At 73.1% G+C, this 15,723-nt stretch carries 17 protein-coding genes; 16 read left to right on the top strand and 1 reads right to left on the bottom strand.

Annotated elements, in window-relative coordinates:
- The first annotated feature begins 3 nt into the window (after positions 1–3).
- From trmD to I8D64_RS14965, 10 genes are all read left to right on the top strand, one after another.
- Positions 4–735: a tRNA (guanosine(37)-N1)-methyltransferase TrmD gene (gene trmD, locus I8D64_RS15010; protein ID WP_200503603.1), complete on the top strand. Its 732-nt coding sequence runs from the start codon at positions 4–6 to the stop codon at positions 733–735.
- A gap of 301 nt (positions 736–1,036) precedes the next feature.
- Positions 1,037–1,387, top strand: a complete 351-nt coding sequence (gene rplS / locus I8D64_RS15005) for a 50S ribosomal protein L19 (RefSeq protein ID WP_200503602.1) — start codon at positions 1,037–1,039, stop codon at positions 1,385–1,387.
- A gap of 2 nt (positions 1,388–1,389) precedes the next feature.
- Positions 1,390–1,965, top strand: coding sequence for a signal peptidase I (gene lepB / locus I8D64_RS15000; protein WP_343068600.1), 576 nt, complete (start codon positions 1,390–1,392; stop codon positions 1,963–1,965).
- A gap of 10 nt (positions 1,966–1,975) precedes the next feature.
- The gene (gene lepB / locus I8D64_RS14995; protein ID WP_200503601.1) at positions 1,976–2,785 is read left to right on the top strand and encodes a signal peptidase I; all 810 of its coding nucleotides are present in this window, start codon (positions 1,976–1,978) and stop codon (positions 2,783–2,785) included.
- A gap of 8 nt (positions 2,786–2,793) precedes the next feature.
- Positions 2,794–3,687 carry a ribonuclease HII gene (locus tag I8D64_RS14990; protein WP_343068599.1) on the top strand — a complete coding sequence of 298 codons (894 nt, stop codon included), beginning with the start codon at positions 2,794–2,796 and terminating at the stop codon, positions 3,685–3,687.
- Complete coding sequence (locus I8D64_RS14985; RefSeq protein ID WP_109275318.1) at positions 3,684–3,986, top strand: DUF2469 domain-containing protein; 303 nt, start codon at positions 3,684–3,686, stop codon at positions 3,984–3,986. Before I8D64_RS14990 ends, I8D64_RS14985 begins: the two co-directional genes overlap by 4 nt.
- A 160-nt stretch (positions 3,987–4,146) precedes the next feature.
- Positions 4,147–4,554: a YraN family protein gene (locus I8D64_RS14980; RefSeq protein ID WP_200503600.1), complete on the top strand. Its 408-nt coding sequence runs from the start codon at positions 4,147–4,149 to the stop codon at positions 4,552–4,554.
- The gene (locus I8D64_RS14975; protein ID WP_200503599.1) at positions 4,551–6,116 is read left to right on the top strand and encodes a YifB family Mg chelatase-like AAA ATPase; all 1,566 of its coding nucleotides are present in this window, start codon (positions 4,551–4,553) and stop codon (positions 6,114–6,116) included. Before I8D64_RS14980 ends, I8D64_RS14975 begins: the two co-directional genes overlap by 4 nt.
- 110 nt (positions 6,117–6,226) lie before the next feature.
- On the top strand, positions 6,227–7,393 hold the full coding sequence (gene dprA, locus I8D64_RS14970) for a DNA-processing protein DprA (protein WP_246483085.1): 1,167 nt from the start codon (positions 6,227–6,229) through the stop codon (positions 7,391–7,393).
- A gap of 80 nt (positions 7,394–7,473) precedes the next feature.
- Entirely contained in the window at positions 7,474–8,535 is a 1,062-nt protein-coding gene (locus I8D64_RS14965) for a tyrosine recombinase XerC (RefSeq protein WP_200503597.1), read from the top strand.
- Positions 8,536–8,545: 10 nt separating this feature from the next.
- Here the strand turns inward: I8D64_RS14965 and I8D64_RS14960 are convergent, their stop codons facing one another.
- Entirely contained in the window at positions 8,546–9,163 is a 618-nt protein-coding gene (locus I8D64_RS14960; RefSeq protein ID WP_343068598.1) for a murein hydrolase activator EnvC family protein, read from the bottom strand.
- Between the two features lie 524 nt (positions 9,164–9,687).
- On the opposite strand from I8D64_RS14960, the gene rpsB reads away from it, so the two are divergent.
- The 6 genes from rpsB (at position 9,688) to rlmN (ending at position 15,615) form a co-directional block, all read left to right on the top strand.
- A complete protein-coding gene (gene rpsB, locus I8D64_RS14955; RefSeq protein ID WP_200503596.1) occupies positions 9,688–10,710 on the top strand; it encodes a 30S ribosomal protein S2 in 1,023 nt (340 codons plus the stop codon).
- A gap of 99 nt (positions 10,711–10,809) precedes the next feature.
- Positions 10,810–11,634 (top strand): translation elongation factor Ts, encoded by an 825-nt coding sequence (tsf, locus tag I8D64_RS14950; protein ID WP_200503595.1) that lies wholly within the window; start codon positions 10,810–10,812, stop codon positions 11,632–11,634.
- 192 nt (positions 11,635–11,826) lie between these two features.
- Complete coding sequence (pyrH, locus tag I8D64_RS14945) at positions 11,827–12,585, top strand: UMP kinase (RefSeq protein WP_200503594.1); 759 nt, start codon at positions 11,827–11,829, stop codon at positions 12,583–12,585.
- A gap of 165 nt (positions 12,586–12,750) precedes the next feature.
- Positions 12,751–13,317, top strand: coding sequence for a ribosome recycling factor (frr, locus tag I8D64_RS14940; RefSeq protein WP_228358887.1), 567 nt, complete (start codon positions 12,751–12,753; stop codon positions 13,315–13,317).
- 34 nt (positions 13,318–13,351) lie between these two features.
- Complete coding sequence (locus tag I8D64_RS14935) at positions 13,352–14,266, top strand: phosphatidate cytidylyltransferase (protein WP_228358886.1); 915 nt, start codon at positions 13,352–13,354, stop codon at positions 14,264–14,266.
- Positions 14,263–15,615, top strand: coding sequence for a dual-specificity RNA methyltransferase RlmN (gene rlmN, locus I8D64_RS14930; protein WP_200503592.1), 1,353 nt, complete (start codon positions 14,263–14,265; stop codon positions 15,613–15,615). The genes I8D64_RS14935 and rlmN overlap by 4 nt, the downstream gene beginning before the upstream one ends.
- Positions 15,616–15,723 lie beyond the last annotated feature (108 nt).

The raw sequence follows: 15,723 nt of genomic DNA, 5'->3' as shown, positions 1-15,723 counted from the left end.
GCCGTGCGCGTCGACGCGATCACCATCTTCCCCGAGTACCTCCAGGCCCTCGACCTCTCCCTCATCGGGAAGGCGGCGCGCGACGGCCTGATCTCCGTGCACCGTCACGACCTGCGGACCTGGACCCACGACCGCCATCGCACGGTCGACGACTCGCCGCTCGGCGGGGGCGCCGGCATGGTCATGAAGCCCGAGCCCTGGGCCGAGGCCTTCGCCGCCGTGCTCGCCGCGGGCCGCGCCGAGCTCGGGGCCGACGCACGTCCGCTCATCGTCTTCCCGAATCCCGCGGGGCGGGTGTTCCGGCAGGACCTCGCCCAGGAGTGGTCCGCGCGCGAGTGGATCGTCTTCGCGTGCGGGCGCTACGAGGGCATCGACGAGCGGGTCTACGAGCACCTGGCCGACGAGGGCCACGAGGTCGCCCTGGTCTCCCTCGGCGACTACGTGCTGAACGGGGGAGAGGTCGCCGTGCTCGCCCTCACCGAGGCGATCGTGCGCCTGGTCCCCGGCGTCGTCGGGAACGCGGCGTCGCTGGTCGAGGAGTCCCATTCCGACGGGATGCTCGAATACCCCCTGTACACGCGGCCGGCGCGCTGGACGGACCCGTCCGGCGCCGTGCGCGAGGCCCCCGAGATCCTGCTCTCCGGGGACCACGGACGGATCGCGGCCTGGCGCGCCGAGCGCTCCGCCGAGCGCACGCGGCAGCGCCGCCCCGACCTCTGGGACGCCCGCGGCTGATCCCTCCTGGCGTCCATCCCCCGCCCGGGCGTGATCTGCGCCGGACCGGATTGCCGGGGCGCTCGCGCTGCTGGCAGAATGACCCGCTGTGTGCATGCCGCGCACCGCTCTGCCCCAGGGGAGCGATGCAGGCAGCGGCCGGGCAGGTCCGTCGCGTCGGAAACGCGGCCAGAGGCCCAGCACCACGGAGCGGCGCGACTCCTCGCGAGCGGCGCCGCACCGGAACCCACGGTTCACCATGCAGGGGCTCAGGGCCCTTCGAGAACCCCGTCCGACCTGGGGCGAACGGCAGGAGAGAACGATGCAGAAGCTCGATGCGATCGATCAGGCGCAGCTGCGGGACGACGTCCCCGATTTCCGCGCCGGCGACAACATCAAGGTCCACGTGAAGGTCGTCGAGGGCAACCGCTCCCGCGTGCAGGTCTTCCAGGGCTACGTCATCGCCCGTCAGGGCGACGGCATCCGCGAGACCTTCCGCGTGCGCAAGGTGTCCTTCGGCGTCGGCGTGGAGCGCGTGTTCCCCGTCCACGCCCCCACGATCGACAAGATCGAGGTCGTCACCCGCGGTGACGTCCGCCGCGCGAAGCTGTACTACCTGCGCAACCTCACGGGCAAGAAGGCCCGCATCAAGGAGAAGCGCGAGCACTCCTGAGCGTGCCCAGCACCTCGTCCACGCGGCGGCGGCCACTCCTGGTGGCCGCCGCCGCGTGCGTCGTCCTGCTGCTGGTCGTCGCGTTCGGGGTGCGCCAGTTCGTCGCCGCGCCGTTTCGGGTCCCCAGCGGATCGATGGAGCCGACGCTGCGCTCGGGCGACGTGATCCTCGCCGACCGCACCGGAGGTACGGCGGTGCAGCGCGGCGAGCTCGTCGTCTTCGACGGCTCGGGCTACTTCCCGAAGGACGGCGCGATCTCGCGCTACTGGGTCAAGCGCGTGGTGGCCGTGGGCGGCGACAGCATCCGCTGCTGCGACGACGGCGGGCACCTCGTGCTGAACGGCGAGAGGCTCGAGGAGCCCTACCTCGCGCCCGGCACCGACACCACCACGGTCCGCTTCGACCTCGAGGTCCCCGAGGGGCGCATGTTCGTCCTCGGCGACAACCGGGCGGACTCCACGGATTCCCGCTTCCTGCTCGGATCGCCCGGCGGGGGCATGATCCCGACCGATCGCGTGATCGGTGAGGCCAGTCGCATTGTCTGGCCCCTGGGAAGAGCGGGCCGACTCGACCGATAGGATCAGCGCGATGAACGAGAAGGCGCCGACCCCCGGGGACCACGATCCCGAGGACGCGACCGTCCGCGACCAGTCGTCGGAGGCCGCGAGCGCCGGCGGCGCGGGGCAGCAGCCCCAGCCCGGCCGGAGCGGGGGCGCACGCGCCGCGAGGCGCCGCGGATACCGCGGGAGCTGGCTCGACTACGCGGTGACCATGCTGGTCGCGCTGATCATCGCCGTGCTCGTCAAGACCTTCCTCATCCAGCCGTTCTTCATCCCCTCGGACTCGATGAACCCGACGCTGGTCCAGAACGACAAGATCCTGGTCTCGAAGCTGAGCCCCGGGGTCTTCGACCTCCATCGCGGCGACGTCGTCGTCTTCGAGGACACCCAGAACTGGATGCAGAGCGAGACAGGGACGGACCAGTCCTCCCGCTACCGCCTGCTCTCGGTGCTCAGCTGGGTGGGACTGGCCCCCGATCCCTCGCAGAACCACCTGGTCAAGCGCCTGATCGGCCTTCCGGGTGATCACGTGAAGTGCGTCGAGGGCGGAGATCTCTCTGTGAACGGCAAGACCCTCGACGAGCCGTACATCAACCCCGAGACCCCCGCCTGTCAGACCTCCTTCGACGTCACGGTCCCGGCGGACAAGCTCTGGGTCATGGGCGACAATCGCTTCGACTCCGCGGACTCCTCGTACCACTACTCGCAGGGCGAGGAGCCCTACGTCGACGAGGACGACGTCACCGGCCGCGCGGTCGCGATCTTCTGGCCCGTGAGCCGCTGGACCGGACTGGGCGACGGGCGCGACGCCTTCGCCTCGGTCCCCGACCCCTCCTGAGGGCGCCCGTGACCGCGCCCGCGTCCTCGACTGCTGGTCGGCGCCGCGCGTCGGCCCCGACCTGGGACACCGAGATCGCCCTCGCGCTCGCGCACGCCGGTGCCGCGCACCCCGCGCCGCACGGGCACCCCGCCCCGCACGGAGACGCAGCCGCCGAGCCCGCGCGCCCCGTCGTCATCGCGGGCGTGGACGAGGTGGGCCGCGGTGCGCTCGCGGGCCCGGTGGTCGTCGGGGCCTTCGCGGTGCTCATCGGAGCCGACGGCCCGGAGCGCGCCCTGCCCGAGGGCGTCCGCGACTCCAAGGCCCTCACCGCCCGCCGCCGCGAAGCCCTCGTCGGCCCCCTCCGGGAGGTCGCCCACGCCCATGCCCTGGGTTGGGCGAGCCCCGAGGAGATCGACGCCCGCGGCATCCTCGCCGCGCTGAGCCTCGCCGCGGGCCGCGCGATCGCCGGGCTCGGCGTCGCCGCGGACATCGTGCTCATGGACGGCGACGCCGACGTCATCACCCCGGCCCTCGCCGCACAGGGACCCGGATCGGCCGACGGGTGGGAGGCCGGACATCCCCTGCCCTCGGTGCACCTGCGCGTGAAGGCCGACCGCGACTGCATGAGCGTCGCCGCGGCGAGCGTGCTCGCGAAGGTCGCGCGCGACGCGCACATGGTCGACCTCGACGCCCTCGCGCCCCACTACGGCTGGGCGGGCAACAAGGGGTACGGATCGGCGGCGCACCGCGAGGCGCTGCGGACCCGCGGGGCCCACGCCCAGCACCGCAGGTCCTGGAACCTGGGACTCCCCGTGAGCGGGGCCGCGAACGTCCAGGAGACGCCGGGCGTCCCTGGCGTACTGTGGTCGGACGCGGGCGAGCAGCCCCGTCCCCGGATCCCGAAGGAGGCGCAGCCGTGAGCACGCAGGACCTCGAGAGCTACGAGTCCGACATGGAGCTGCAGCTCATCCGGGAGTACCGCGACGTGGTGGGGCTGTTCACCTACGTCGTCGAGACCGAGCGCCGCTTCTACCTGTGCAACCAGGTCGACATGCAGGTCCGCACCGCCGGCGGCGAGGTCTTCTACGAGCTCACCCTGGCCGACGTCTGGGTCTGGGACATCTACCGCTCGAGCCGCTTCGTCCGCTCCGTGCGCGTGGTGACCTTTAAGGACGTCAACATCGAGGAGCTCGCGAAGCCGGACATCGCGCTTCCCTGAGCCCTGATCCCTGAGCCCTGAGCCCTGATCCCCGGGGGCGACGGACGGGCCGATCCCGTCGGCCGGCCGCGGGCCGCCCTCCGTTCCTCCCCAGTGCCCCGTCATCCACATCGGCGGCCCCGGCCGCGCGCGAGGCGTGCGCGAGCGCCAGGGTGAGGGCATGACACGTCGACCCGCACCCATCCCGTTCCCCGCCGCCGTCCCGCTGGCCAGGCTCAGCGCCCTCGAGCTCGGGAGGATCGGCGAGCAGGTCGTCGCCGACCACCTCGCCGGGGCCGGCTGGCAGATCGTGGAGCGCAACGCCCGCTTCCGCGCCGGTGAGATCGACATCGTCGCCCTCGAGGGCACCACCCTCGTGTTCGTCGAGGTCAAGACGCGCCGCACCCTGGTGACGGGTGTCCCGCAGGCGGCCGTCACCCCGTTGAAGATGCGACGCCTGCGCGCACTCGCCGGCGCGTACCTCATGGAGCACGCTCCGCGGCACCACGAGGTGCGGATCGACGTGGTCGCCGTGCACGTGCTGGGTGCGGGCGGCTGCGAGATCGAGCACCTGCGGTCCGTGTCATGAGCGCCGTGACCACGCGCCGGGGCGCGAGGACGGGCGCCGTCGGGCTGCGCGGCGTCACCGGGACCCTCGTCGAGGTCGAGGCCGACGTCGCCACCGGGCTGCCCGCGTTCTCGCTGGTCGGCCTTCCGGACTCGACCACCCTCCAGGCGCGCGAGCGGGTGCGCGCGGCCGCGGGTGCCATCGGCACCCCGCTCGCCCAGCGCCGGATCACCGTGAATCTGAGTCCCGCGTTCATCCACAAGGTGGGCTCGGGGTTCGACCTCGGGATCGCCGTCGCGATCCTCGCCGCCCAGGGCACGCTGGATCCGGAGGCGGTGGCGGACGTCGTCCACCTCGGCGAGCTCGGTCTGGACGCGACGCTGCGCCCGATCCCGGGAGTGCTGCCCGCGCTGATCGCCGCGCGCGCGGCGGGCGTGCGCCGCGCCGTCGTCCCCGAGCAGAACGCGCGCGAGGCACGGCTCGTGGACGGCATCGAGGTGTTCTCCGCGGTGGACCTGGGCCAGGTCATGCGCCACCACGGATGCCGGGCGCCGCTGAACCCTCCCGCCCAGAAGACCCTCGCACCGCGCAGACCTCCCGCGACCCGAGCGGAGGCCGGTGCGCGCCGCCCAGGCCTCGACTTCGCCGACGTCATCGGTCAGGCCCAGGCGCGCCGTGCCGCCGAGGTCGCCGCCGCCGGCGGGCACCACCTGATGCTGCAGGGGCCTCCGGGCACGGGGAAGACGATGATCGCCTCGAGGATCTCCGGGATCCTGCCCGCCCTCGAGGACGAGGACGCGATCGCCGTCAGCGCGATCCGCTCCCTGGACCGGAGCTTCGACGCCGGAGGCGGCCTGATCCGCACCGCCCCCTTCGAGAGCCCGCACCACACCGCGAGCGCGCCGAGCGTGATCGGCGGCGGCAGCGGCATCGCCCGCCCCGGCGCGGTCTCCCGCGCCCATGCCGGGGTGCTGTTCCTCGACGAGGCCCCCGAGTTCAACTCCCGCGTGCTCGAGGCGCTGCGCGAGCCCCTCGAAACGGGCGACATCACCCTGCACCGCGCGCTGAGCGTCACCCGCTATCCCGCGCGCTTCCAGCTCGTGCTCGCCGCCAACCCGTGCCCCTGCGGGCTGTCGTGGGGGAAGGGCACCCGCTGCACGTGCACCCCCATGCAGCGCCGCAGCTATCTCCGGAAGATCTCCGGCCCGGTGCTGGACCGGATCGACATGCGCGTGGACGTGGGGCCGGTCGACCCGATGCGACGGGACGCCGGCGCCTCCGAGTCCAGCGCGGAGATCGCCCGGCGCGTCGCCCGCGCCCGTCAGAGCCAGGCGGCGCGCTTCGCCGACGAGCCCTGGCACCTGAACTCCCAGATCCCCGGCCCCGAGCTGCGGCGCACGTACAGCGCCGACGAGCGCGCCGCGGCCATGCTCCAGCGCGCCCTGTCCCACGGCCGCCTGACCCTGCGCGGCCACGACCGCGTGCTGCGCGTCGCCTGGACCCTCGCCGACCTCGACGGCAGCGCGCGCCCCGACACCGACCACGTGGGCCTCGCGCTCACCCTGCGCGGGAAGGACTTGTGATGACCGCGGCGAGCCCCCGGGACCGCGCGTGCGAGGAGAGTGCGCAGGCGCACGAACGACTCGCGTCGGACGCGCGAGGCACGTCCGACGCGGCGTCGTCGGCGGATCGCATGGCCCGCATCACCTGGTCGCTGCTCGCGGAGCCCTCCGACGATGTCGCGCACTCCACCTGCACGGTCCACGGCGTGCGCGAGGGGCTCGAGATCCTCGCCCGAGGAGATCTCGACGCGGTCGAGCACGCCCTGCGCATCCTGCCGGTCCACGACCCCACCGCGCCGCGTGCGCAGCGCATGGATCGTCGCGCCGCCGCCGCGGCCGGGCTCTCGCGCTGGAAGGAGCGCGAGGGGAGGATCGATGCGCGGTCCGTCCTGGATCGGGCCGCCGGCCAGGGAATGCGCGTGATCGTGCCCGGGGACGCGCAATGGCCCGCGGGTCTCGACGACCTCGGCCTCGCCGCCCCGTTCTGCCTGTGGGCCCACGGCCCCGGGGATCCGGCACGGCTCGCCGACGAGCGGGCGATCGCGATGGTCGGCTCCCGCGCCTCCACCCCGTACGGCGAGGACTGCGCCTCATCGATGGCCGCGCAGCTCGCCGCGGAGGGGTCGACGGTGCTCTCGGGCGGGGCCTACGGCATCGACGCCGCCGCGCACCGCGGGGCGCTCGCCGCCGGAGGACCCACGATCGCCGTCCTCGCCGGAGGTCTCGACCGGCTGTACCCGCGGGGGAACGACCAGCTGCTGCGCGCCATCCGCGAGCGCCACGTGCTGCTGAGCGAGGCACCGCCGGGGACGGCGCCCACGCGATGGAGGTTCCTCGCCCGCAACCGGCTGATCGCGGCGCTCGCGCGCATCGTGGTGGTCGTCGAGGCGGCCTGGCGCTCCGGCGCGCTGTCCACCGCGCGGCACGCCGGGGCGATCGAGCCGCCGCGCACCGTCGCTGCGCTGCCCGGGCCGGTCACCTCGGCCGCCTCCGCGGGCTGCCATCGGCTGGTGCGTGACGGGCAGGCCGTCCTGGTCACCGAGGCGCAGGAGATCCGCGAACTGCTGCCGCACTCGGCACCGGCCGGCGACTCCTCCTTCGCCCAGCAGGACGAGCTGGACCTCCTCGACCCCGCCGACCGGCACGTGCTGGACGCCGTCCCGCCGCGCTCGCGCATCACGATCGACCGCCTCGCGAGCGAGGTCGGCCGCCGCGAGAGCGAGCTGATGGCGGCCCTGGGGAGGCTCGACGCCCTCGGGCACGTACGCATCACCGGGGAGAAAGTGGGCCGGCGCTGAGCGAGCGAACGGCCCGGCGACGCGCCTCGCGGACTGCGCGCCGCCCGGCCCCGTCGCCGGCGCGGTGCGACACTGGGCCCATGGCCACCGGGAGCACTGCACGCGACGGGGGAGCGGTGCGCGCCGCGGAGGACGATCAGGTGCTCGACGCCTTCGCCGAGCACCTGCGCTTCGAGCGAGGACGCTCCGAGCACACGGTCGCCGCCTACTCCCGAGAGGCGCGCAGCCTGCTCGTGCATCTGCACGAGGTCGAGCGCATCGAGCTCGCCGATCTCGACGTGACGGCCCTGCGCTCCTGGCTCGGCGCCCGTGCCGAGGCCGGCCTCGCCTCCTCGTCCCTCGCCCGGGCGGCCGCTGCCGCGCGCACCTTCACCACCTGGCTCGCGCGCACCGGACGGATCCCTCAGGACATCGGCGGCCGGCTCAAGGCTCCCAAGCGGGGTCGCCATCTGCCCGCCGTGCTCAGCCAGGGCCAGACGGAGGAACTGCTCGAAGCGGCCGAGCACGGGACCACCCCGCCTCGCCCCGCGGGCGGCGCGCACGGCACGGGGCGCGGGGAGCGGTCGGGACGGAGCACAGACGACCGGAGCATCGACGGCCAGCTCGCAGACGACTCCCGCCGCGAGATCGACGAAGCGCTGCGCCGGCGCGATGCGGCGGTGCTCGAGCTGCTCTACTCCTCGGGCCTGCGCGTCTCCGAGCTCGTCGCCCTCGACCTGCGCTCGATCGACCACGCGGAGCGCACCGTGCGCGTCCTCGGCAAGGGGTCCAAGGAGCGCATCGTGCCCGTCGGCCTCCCCGCGATCCGCGCGATCGAGGAGTGGACCGGCACGGGCCGCCCGGTGCTCGCGTCCGGGGGCTCGGGCGAGGCGCTGTTCCTGGGGTCCCGCGGGGGTCGCCTCGGCGACCGCGCGGTGCGCACCCTCGTGGACCGCCACGCCCAGGAGGCGGGGATCCCCCGCCACATCAGCCCGCATACGCTCCGCCACACCGCCGCCACGCACCTCGTGGAGGGCGGCGCGGACCTGCGCAGCGTCCAGGACTTCCTGGGCCACTCCTCGCTGGGCACCACGCAGATCTACACCCACGTCAGCGCCGAGCGCCTGCGCAGCACCCTGGACCAGGCGCACCCGCGCGCCTGACCGCCGGCCCTCAACCCGCGCGCCGAGCGAGCAGGGCGAGCGCCGTCCCTGCCGCCTCCAGGGGCAGCAGCACGCTCGGCTCGGCCCCGCGCAGCAGCGGCTCGGGATCCACGTAGTCGGCGCCTCCGCGTCGAGCCCCGAGATGCAGGCACGCCTGCGCGCAGTGGCTCGCCCCCTCGCCGTCGCCCGGCCCGCCGTCCCCGCCCTCCTGGAGCTCGCCGATCACCTGGCCGGCGCGCACCCGATCACCCGCCGCCACCTCCGCCGTCACCGGTTCGTAGGTCGAGAGCAGCCCGTCGGCGTGCAGGATCGAGACCACGCCCCGACCGGCCACGGAGCCGGCGAACCGGACCGTCCCGTCCTCGACGGCCCGCACCTCGGTGCCGCTGGCGAGGATGTCCACGCCCCGGTGGCCCGGCCCGTAGCGGTGCTCGGGCGCGACGAACGGAGCGATGATCCGATGCGGGGGAGCCATCGGCCACTCCCAGCGGGCCCGCGCAGCTGAGGTCGCACCGGCCCCGTCGCCGCCCGCGGTGTCCCCGGGAGACCCGGGATCCCCGTGGGCGGGGACCGTCATCTGCAGCGTGGCGACCAGCACCAGGCCCATCAGCGCGACCAGGAGGCGCACAGCGCCGCAGGGGACGTGGGCGTCCCGAGGGGCGCCCGGACGGTGCGCGGTCCGCGCGGCGTGCGCGCCTTGGGCAGAGCGAGTGGGGTGCGCACCATGAGCACGGCGGGTCGGGTGAGGAGCCATGCCCGGATTCTCGCTCCGCACGCGCCGTCCCGTCGGCGCCGGGGCCCGACGGTGGACAACCGGGGCATGGGGAGGATCGGCGGGATGAACGCACGTGCGCGCGTGATGCACGGCGCTCCCCGGAGGGTGCCTGCGGGCACCGCGGTCGGCTAGACTGACGACAGCGTCCGGCACGTCCGGGCGACTTCGCGTGCCCGCATGGTCCATCCGGTCGTCGGTCCTCGCGATCCGCGTCCCCGCCTCCCGGCGGGGGAGGGATCCGGGGAGGTCGGAGGGCCGGGCACCAGGCCCTGCGCCGTCCGGCGGCAGGGGAGAACCGAGAATGCAGGTCCTGCGCGAGGACCGCGGACGCCGCCACGGTGCGCCGCGCGAGCCCAGGGCCGGGAAAGAGACAGACCATGGCAGTCGTCACCATGCGCCAGCTCCTCGAGAGCGGCGTCCACTTCGGACACCAGACCCGTCGCTGGAACCCGAAGGTGAAGCGCTTCGTGTTCGCCGAGCGCAACGGCATCTACATCGTCGACCTGATGCAGACGCTGACCTACATCGACAAGGCGTACGAGTTCGTCCGCGCGACCGTCGCCCACGGCGGCACCATCCTGTTCGTCGGCACGAAGAAGCAGGCGCAGGAGTCCATCCGCGAGCAGGCCACCCGCGTGGGCATGCCCTACGTGAACCAGCGCTGGCTCGGCGGCATGCTCACCAACCTGCAGACGGTCTCGCAGCGCGTGAACCGCCTCAAGGAGCTCGAGCAGATCGACTTCGACGATGTGGCCTCCTCCGGCCGCACCAAGAAGGAGCTGCTGATGATGCGCCGCGAGAAGGACAAGCTCGAGAAGACCCTGGGCGGCATCCGCGACATGGGCCGCACCCCGAGCGCCGTCTGGATCGTGGACACCAACAAGGAGCACCTCGCCGTCGACGAGGCCCAGAAGCTCAACATCCCGGTCGTCGCGATCCTCGACACCAACTGCGACCCCGACGAGATCACCTACCCGATCCCGGGCAACGACGACGCGATCCGCTCCGTCGCCCTGCTGACCCGCGTCGTGGCCGACGCCGTCGCCGCGGGCCTCCAGGACCGCCACGCGAAGTCGGAGAAGGGCGAGAAGAACGTCTCGGCGGTCGACGCCGAGCCGCTCGCCGAGTGGGAGCAGGAGCTGCTCAAGCAGTCCGAGGTCCAGCAGGACGGCGCCCCCGCCGAGGAGTCCGTCACCGCCGAGGCCGAGGGCGTCGCCGGTGCCGAGAAGAACCTCGAGGAGCAGAAGGCCGCCGCGGCCGAGGAGAAGGCCGTCGAGGAGACCCCCGAGGTCCCCACTGCCGACGCCTCCGATGTCGAGGCCTCCGAGGTCCTCGGTGCCGAGGAGGACGCCAAGGCGTCCGCCGGCGAGACCGAGGTCCAGACCGAGCCCTCCGAGTGAGCGCGCTCCCCGGGCAGGGTGCGTCCTTCGCGGCGCACCCCGCCCGGGGGCTCCTCCCCACCTCCCCGCACGACCTCTCCCACCAGGAAGAAGGAACACATGGCGAACTACACGGCTGCTGACATCAAGGAGATCCGGGAGTCCACCGGCGCCGGGATGCTCGACGTCAAGAAGGCACTCGACGAGGCCGAGGGCGACAAGGCCAAGGCCGTCGAGCTGATCCGCGTCAAGGGTCTCAAGGGCATCGCCAAGCGCGAGGGCCGCAGCGCCTCCGAGGGCCTCATCGCCGCGGACATCCGCGACGCCGAGGGCGGTCAGGAGGGCACCCTCGTGGAGCTCAACTCCGAGACCGACTTCGTCGCCAAGAACGACAAGTTCGTCGCCCTGGGCGACGAGGCCGTGGCCGCGGCCGTCGAGTCCGGCGCGACCGACCCCGAGCAGCTCGCCGAGACCTCCTTCGGCGAGGCCCTCACCAGCGCCGCCGCGACCATGGGCGAGAAGATCGTCGTGCGCCGCATCGGCCGCGTGAAGGGCGAGGTCGTCACCTCGTACATGCACCGCACCAACAAGGACCTGCCCCCGCAGGTCGGCGTGCTCGTCGCCACCGACGAGGCCGGCGCCGAGGTCGCGCGCGACGTGGCGATGCACATCGCCGCCTACTCGCCCGCGTACCTCACGCGCGACGAGGTGCCCGCGGAGATCGTCGCCGACGAGCGCCGCATCGCCGAGGAGACCGCGAAGAACGAGAACAAGCCCGAGAAGGCCATCCCGAAGATCATCGAGGGGCGACTCAACGGCTACTTCAAGGAGAACGTCCTGCTCGACCAGGCGTTCGCCAAGGATCCCAAGCAGACCGTGGGCAAGGTCCTCGAGGGCGCCGGCGGCACCCTGGCGGGCTTCGTCCGCTTCCGCGTCGGCAACTGATCCCGCGCATCTGACGAGCGCCCGGGCCCCGCGCCCGCGCCGCGCCCGCTCACGCAGGGCCCCGCATCCGCCACGGATGCGGGGCCCTGCGCCGTCACGCGTGCGGACGTGATCACGTCCGCGCCGATCCATGGGGTCCGCCGCCCCGTGCGCCGGTATCATCGCCCGAGACCTCGACCGGAAGGACCTTCCATGACCCAGGCGTCCGTCACCTCCCAGATCCCGGTTCTCCCGAAGAAGGAGGGCGGTCGCCGCGTCCTCCTCAAGCTCTCGGGCGAAGCCTTCGGCGGCGGCACCGTGGGCGTGGACCCCGATGTCGTCTCCCGCATCGCCGGCGAGATCGCCGAGGGCGTCGCGCAGGGCGTCGAATGCGCCGTCGTCGTGGGCGGGGGCAACTTCTTCCGCGGCGCCGAGCTCTCGCAGCGCGGCATGGACCGCCGCCGCGCCGACTACATGGGCATGCTCGGCACGGTCATGAACAGCCTCGCGCTCCAGGACTTCCTCGAGCAGAAGGGCGTCTCCACGCGCGTGCAGACCGCCATCGCGATGGGCCAGGTCGCCGAGCCCTACCTGCCGCTGCGCGCCGTGCGCCACCTCGAGAAGGGCCGCGTGGTCATCTTCGGCGCGGGCGCGGGCATGCCGTACTTCTCGACCGACACGGTCGCCGTGCAGCGCGCCCTGGAGATCGGCTGCCAGGAGGTGCTGATGGCCAAGAACGGCGTGGACGGCGTCTACACCGCCGACCCGCACAAGGACCCGACGGCCGAGAAGATCGAGCAGATCACGTACGGCGACGCCCTGCAGCGCGGCCTCAAGGTCGTGGACGCCACGGCCTTCAGCCTCTGCATGGACAACGCCCAGCAGATGATGGTGTTCGGCCTGGACACCCCCGGCAGCATCACCCGTGCCATGGTGGGCGACCGCATCGGCACCCTCGTCACCGGCGACTGAGCCCGCGAGGCGGGGCGGACGCCGTCCGGCCCGGCCCCGTCGGCCCCGTCCCGCGCCGCCCGACCGCCGCCGGTCGCGCACGACGGGGAGCGATGGGGGAGAATGGACCGCGGTGCCGGCGCACGGAGCCGGTGCCACCACGAGAAGAGCAGCGAGGAGCGCGACGTGAGCGATGACATCCCCGGTGTCCTGAAGGACGCCGAGACCAAGATGACCAAGACGATCGAGGTCACCAAGGAGGACTTCTCCACGATCCGCACCGGTCGGGCGAACGCCGCCATGTTCCAGGGCATCACCGTGGAGTACTACGGCGCCCCGACCCCGCTGAACCAGCTGGCCTCCCTGCAGTTCCCCGAGGCCCGCACGGTCATCGTCACCCCCTACGACAAGTCCTCCACGGGAGCCGTCGAGAGCGCTCTGCGCGACTCCGACCTGGGCGTGAACCCCACGAACAACGGCGACAACCTGCGCATCGTCCTGCCGGCCCTCACCGAGGAGCGCCGCAAGGACTACATCAAGCAGGCCAAGTCCAAGGCGGAGGACGGCCGCGTGGCCGTGCGCGCCAGCCGCGGCACCGCCAAGAAGGCCATCGAGAAGCTGGTCAAGGACAAGGAGGTCGGCGAGGACGAGGGCTCGCGCGCCGAGAAGGACCTCGAGGCGCTCACCAAGAAGTACATCGAGCAGGTCGACGAGGCCCTCGCGGCCAAGGAGACCGAGCTGGCCACGGTCTGAGCGCTCGCGCTCCCTCCGCCCGCTCGTCCGCGCCGTGGTCCCCGCAGCACCCGATCGCACCGCCCCGTCCCTCCCGGACGGGGCGGTGCCGGGTGCGCCCGAGGACGGGACCCGGCCCGAGGGCGAGGCCCCGGCGGCCAAGCGGCGCGGGCCGGGCCGCGACCTGCGCGCGGCGATCCCCGTCGGCATCGGCCTCGTGGCCGTGCTGCTGGTGTGCCTGTTCGTCGTCCCCGTCGTCTTCCCCGCCTTCATCGCGCTCGCGCTCGTCCTCGCCGTCCTCGAGCTGACCCGCGCGCTCGCCGCCGGGGGCATGCGGGTGCCCGTGATGCCCGTGCTCGTGGGCGTGGTCGGCATGGTCGTCACCACCGAGGTCTTCCGCCTGGACGGCCTGGTGATCGCGACGGCGCTGGCCGTCTGCGTGCTGATCCTCTGGCGCGTCACCGAGTCGATGGGCACAGTCGCCCTGCGCGACGTCGCCGCGGGCGTGTTCACGATCGCCTGGGTGCCCTTCCTGGGCTGCTTCGCGCTCCTGCTCTTCGATCGCCCCGACGGCGCCCTGCTCGTGCTGCTCGCGTTCCTCGTGCCCGTCGCCAACGACACCGGCGGCTTCATCGCCGGGGTGCTGCTGGGGCGGCATCCGATGGCCCCGTCGATCAGCCCCAAGAAGAGCTGGGAGGGATTCTTCGGCTCGCTGGTGCTGGGCACCGCCGCGGCCGTCGTCTTCCTGGTGTTCGCGGACACCGCGCCCTGGTGGACGGGCCTGGTCATCGGCCCGGTGCTGGTGATCATCTCGACCTGCGGCGATCTCGCCGAGTCCCTGCTCAAGAGGGACCTCGGCATCAAGGACATGGGGCACCTGCTGCCCGGCCACGGGGGCGTCCTGGATCGCATCGACTCGATCCTGCTGGCGGCCCCCGCCACGTTCATCCTCCTGGAGGTGCTGGTATGACGCACGACCTTCCCGATCCCGCCGTGCCCGCCCCCGGCGCCCGCGACGCGGGCCCGTCGGCCGACGGGGCGAGCCTGCCCGACCTCTCCCGCGAGGCGGTCCCGGGCGAGAAGATCGCCCTCGCCCCCGGTCAGCTCCAGCTGCGCCCCACCCGGCGCGGCAAGCCGCCGGCCCACCTCGCGGACCTGACCATGGACGAGCGCATCGCGGCCGTCGATGAGATGGGCCTTCCGGGCTTCCGGGCCAAGCAGCTGTCCGTGCACTACTTCGAGCACGCGACCGTCGACCCCGAGGCGATGACGGACCTGCCCAAGGACCGCCGCGAGGAGCTCGTCGCCCGCTTCTTCCCGCAGCTGCTCACGCTCGTCTCGATGCAGAGCGCCGACAACGGCGCCACCCAGAAGATGCTCTGGCGGCTGTTCGACGGCTCCCTCGTGGAGTCCGTGCTGATGCGCTACACGGGCCGCACCACCCTGTGCATCTCCTCGGAGGCGGGCTGCGGCATGAACTGCCCGTTCTGCGCGACCGGGCAGATGGGGCTGAGCCGCAACCTCTCGACCGCCGAGATCCTCGAGCAGGTGCGGATCGCCAACGGGAAGCTCGCCGCGGGCGACGTCCCGGGCGGCACCGGCCGCGTCAGCAACATCGTGTTCATGGGCATGGGCGAGCCGCTCGCGAACTACCGGCCGGTCGCGACCGTCTGCAAGCGCCTGAACGCCCCGGCCCCCGAGGGCTTCGGGATGAGCGCCCGCAACATCACCGTCTCGACCGTGGGCCTCGCCCCGGCCGTGCGCAAGCTCGTCAAGGAGGAGATCCCGGTGACGCTCGCGGTCTCCCTGCATGCTCCGGACGACGCCCTGCGCGACGAGCTCGTCCCGATCAACACCCGCTTCGACGTCGACGAGATCCTCAGCGCCGCCCACGAGTACTTCGAGGCCACCGGCCGTCGTGTGAGCATCGAGTACGCGCTGATCCGCGACATCAACGACCAGGAGCACCGCGCCCAGCTGCTCGCCGACCGCCTGATCGACAAGGGCGGGCGGCACTGGGTGCACGTGAACCCGATCCCCCTGAACCCCGTCAAGGGCTCGAAGTGGACCGCCTCGGACCCGATGGTGGAGAAGCGCTTCGTGGAGACCCTGCGGGACAACGGCATCCGCACCACGATCCGCGACACCCGCGGCTCCGACATCGACGGCGCCTGCGGCCAGCTCGCGGCGACCGTCATCGAGTCCGACACGCACCGCGCCGACCGCGAGGCGCGCGTCGCCCGCGTCGAGGCCATCGCCTCCCGTCCCGAGGACGACGAGGGCACCGTGCTCGAGGACGCTCCCGAGATCGTGGGCTGAGGGTCGCGCCCCACCCGGCGCGTCCGTCCCGCCCGGCGCGTCCCGCCCGGCGCGGCATCAGCTCCCCGCCCCGCCCGCTCGGTACAGTGGGGGAGCGGCATCGACCCC

The sequence above is a fragment of the Brachybacterium halotolerans genome (assembly GCF_016623465.1).
In the GTDB taxonomy this organism is placed as follows: Bacteria; Actinomycetota; Actinomycetes; order Actinomycetales; family Dermabacteraceae; genus Brachybacterium; species Brachybacterium halotolerans.
The sequence above is the reverse complement of the archived record's forward strand: the minus strand, read 5'-3'. Positions and strand labels throughout refer to the sequence as shown.

Bases quoted from the DNA above. Each gene is read 5' to 3' on its own strand.
- rplS (WP_200503602.1), top strand. From the start codon at position 1,037: ATGCAGAAGCTCGATGCGATCGATCAGGCGCAGCTGCGGGACGACGTC.
- tsf (WP_200503595.1), top strand. From the start codon at position 10,810: ATGGCGAACTACACGGCTGCTGACATCAAGGAGATCCGGGAGTCCACC.
- I8D64_RS14975 (WP_200503599.1), top strand. From the start codon at position 4,551: ATGAGCGCCGTGACCACGCGCCGGGGCGCGAGGACGGGCGCCGTCGGG.
- pyrH (WP_200503594.1), top strand. From the start codon at position 11,827: ATGACCCAGGCGTCCGTCACCTCCCAGATCCCGGTTCTCCCGAAGAAG.
- dprA (WP_246483085.1), top strand. From the start codon at position 6,227: ATGGCCCGCATCACCTGGTCGCTGCTCGCGGAGCCCTCCGACGATGTC.
- I8D64_RS14965 (WP_200503597.1), top strand. From the start codon at position 7,474: ATGGCCACCGGGAGCACTGCACGCGACGGGGGAGCGGTGCGCGCCGCG.
- rlmN (WP_200503592.1), top strand. From the start codon at position 14,263: ATGACGCACGACCTTCCCGATCCCGCCGTGCCCGCCCCCGGCGCCCGC.
- I8D64_RS14980 (WP_200503600.1), top strand. From the start codon at position 4,147: ATGACACGTCGACCCGCACCCATCCCGTTCCCCGCCGCCGTCCCGCTG.
- lepB (WP_200503601.1), top strand. From the start codon at position 1,976: ATGAACGAGAAGGCGCCGACCCCCGGGGACCACGATCCCGAGGACGCG.
- rpsB (WP_200503596.1), top strand. From the start codon at position 9,688: ATGGCAGTCGTCACCATGCGCCAGCTCCTCGAGAGCGGCGTCCACTTC.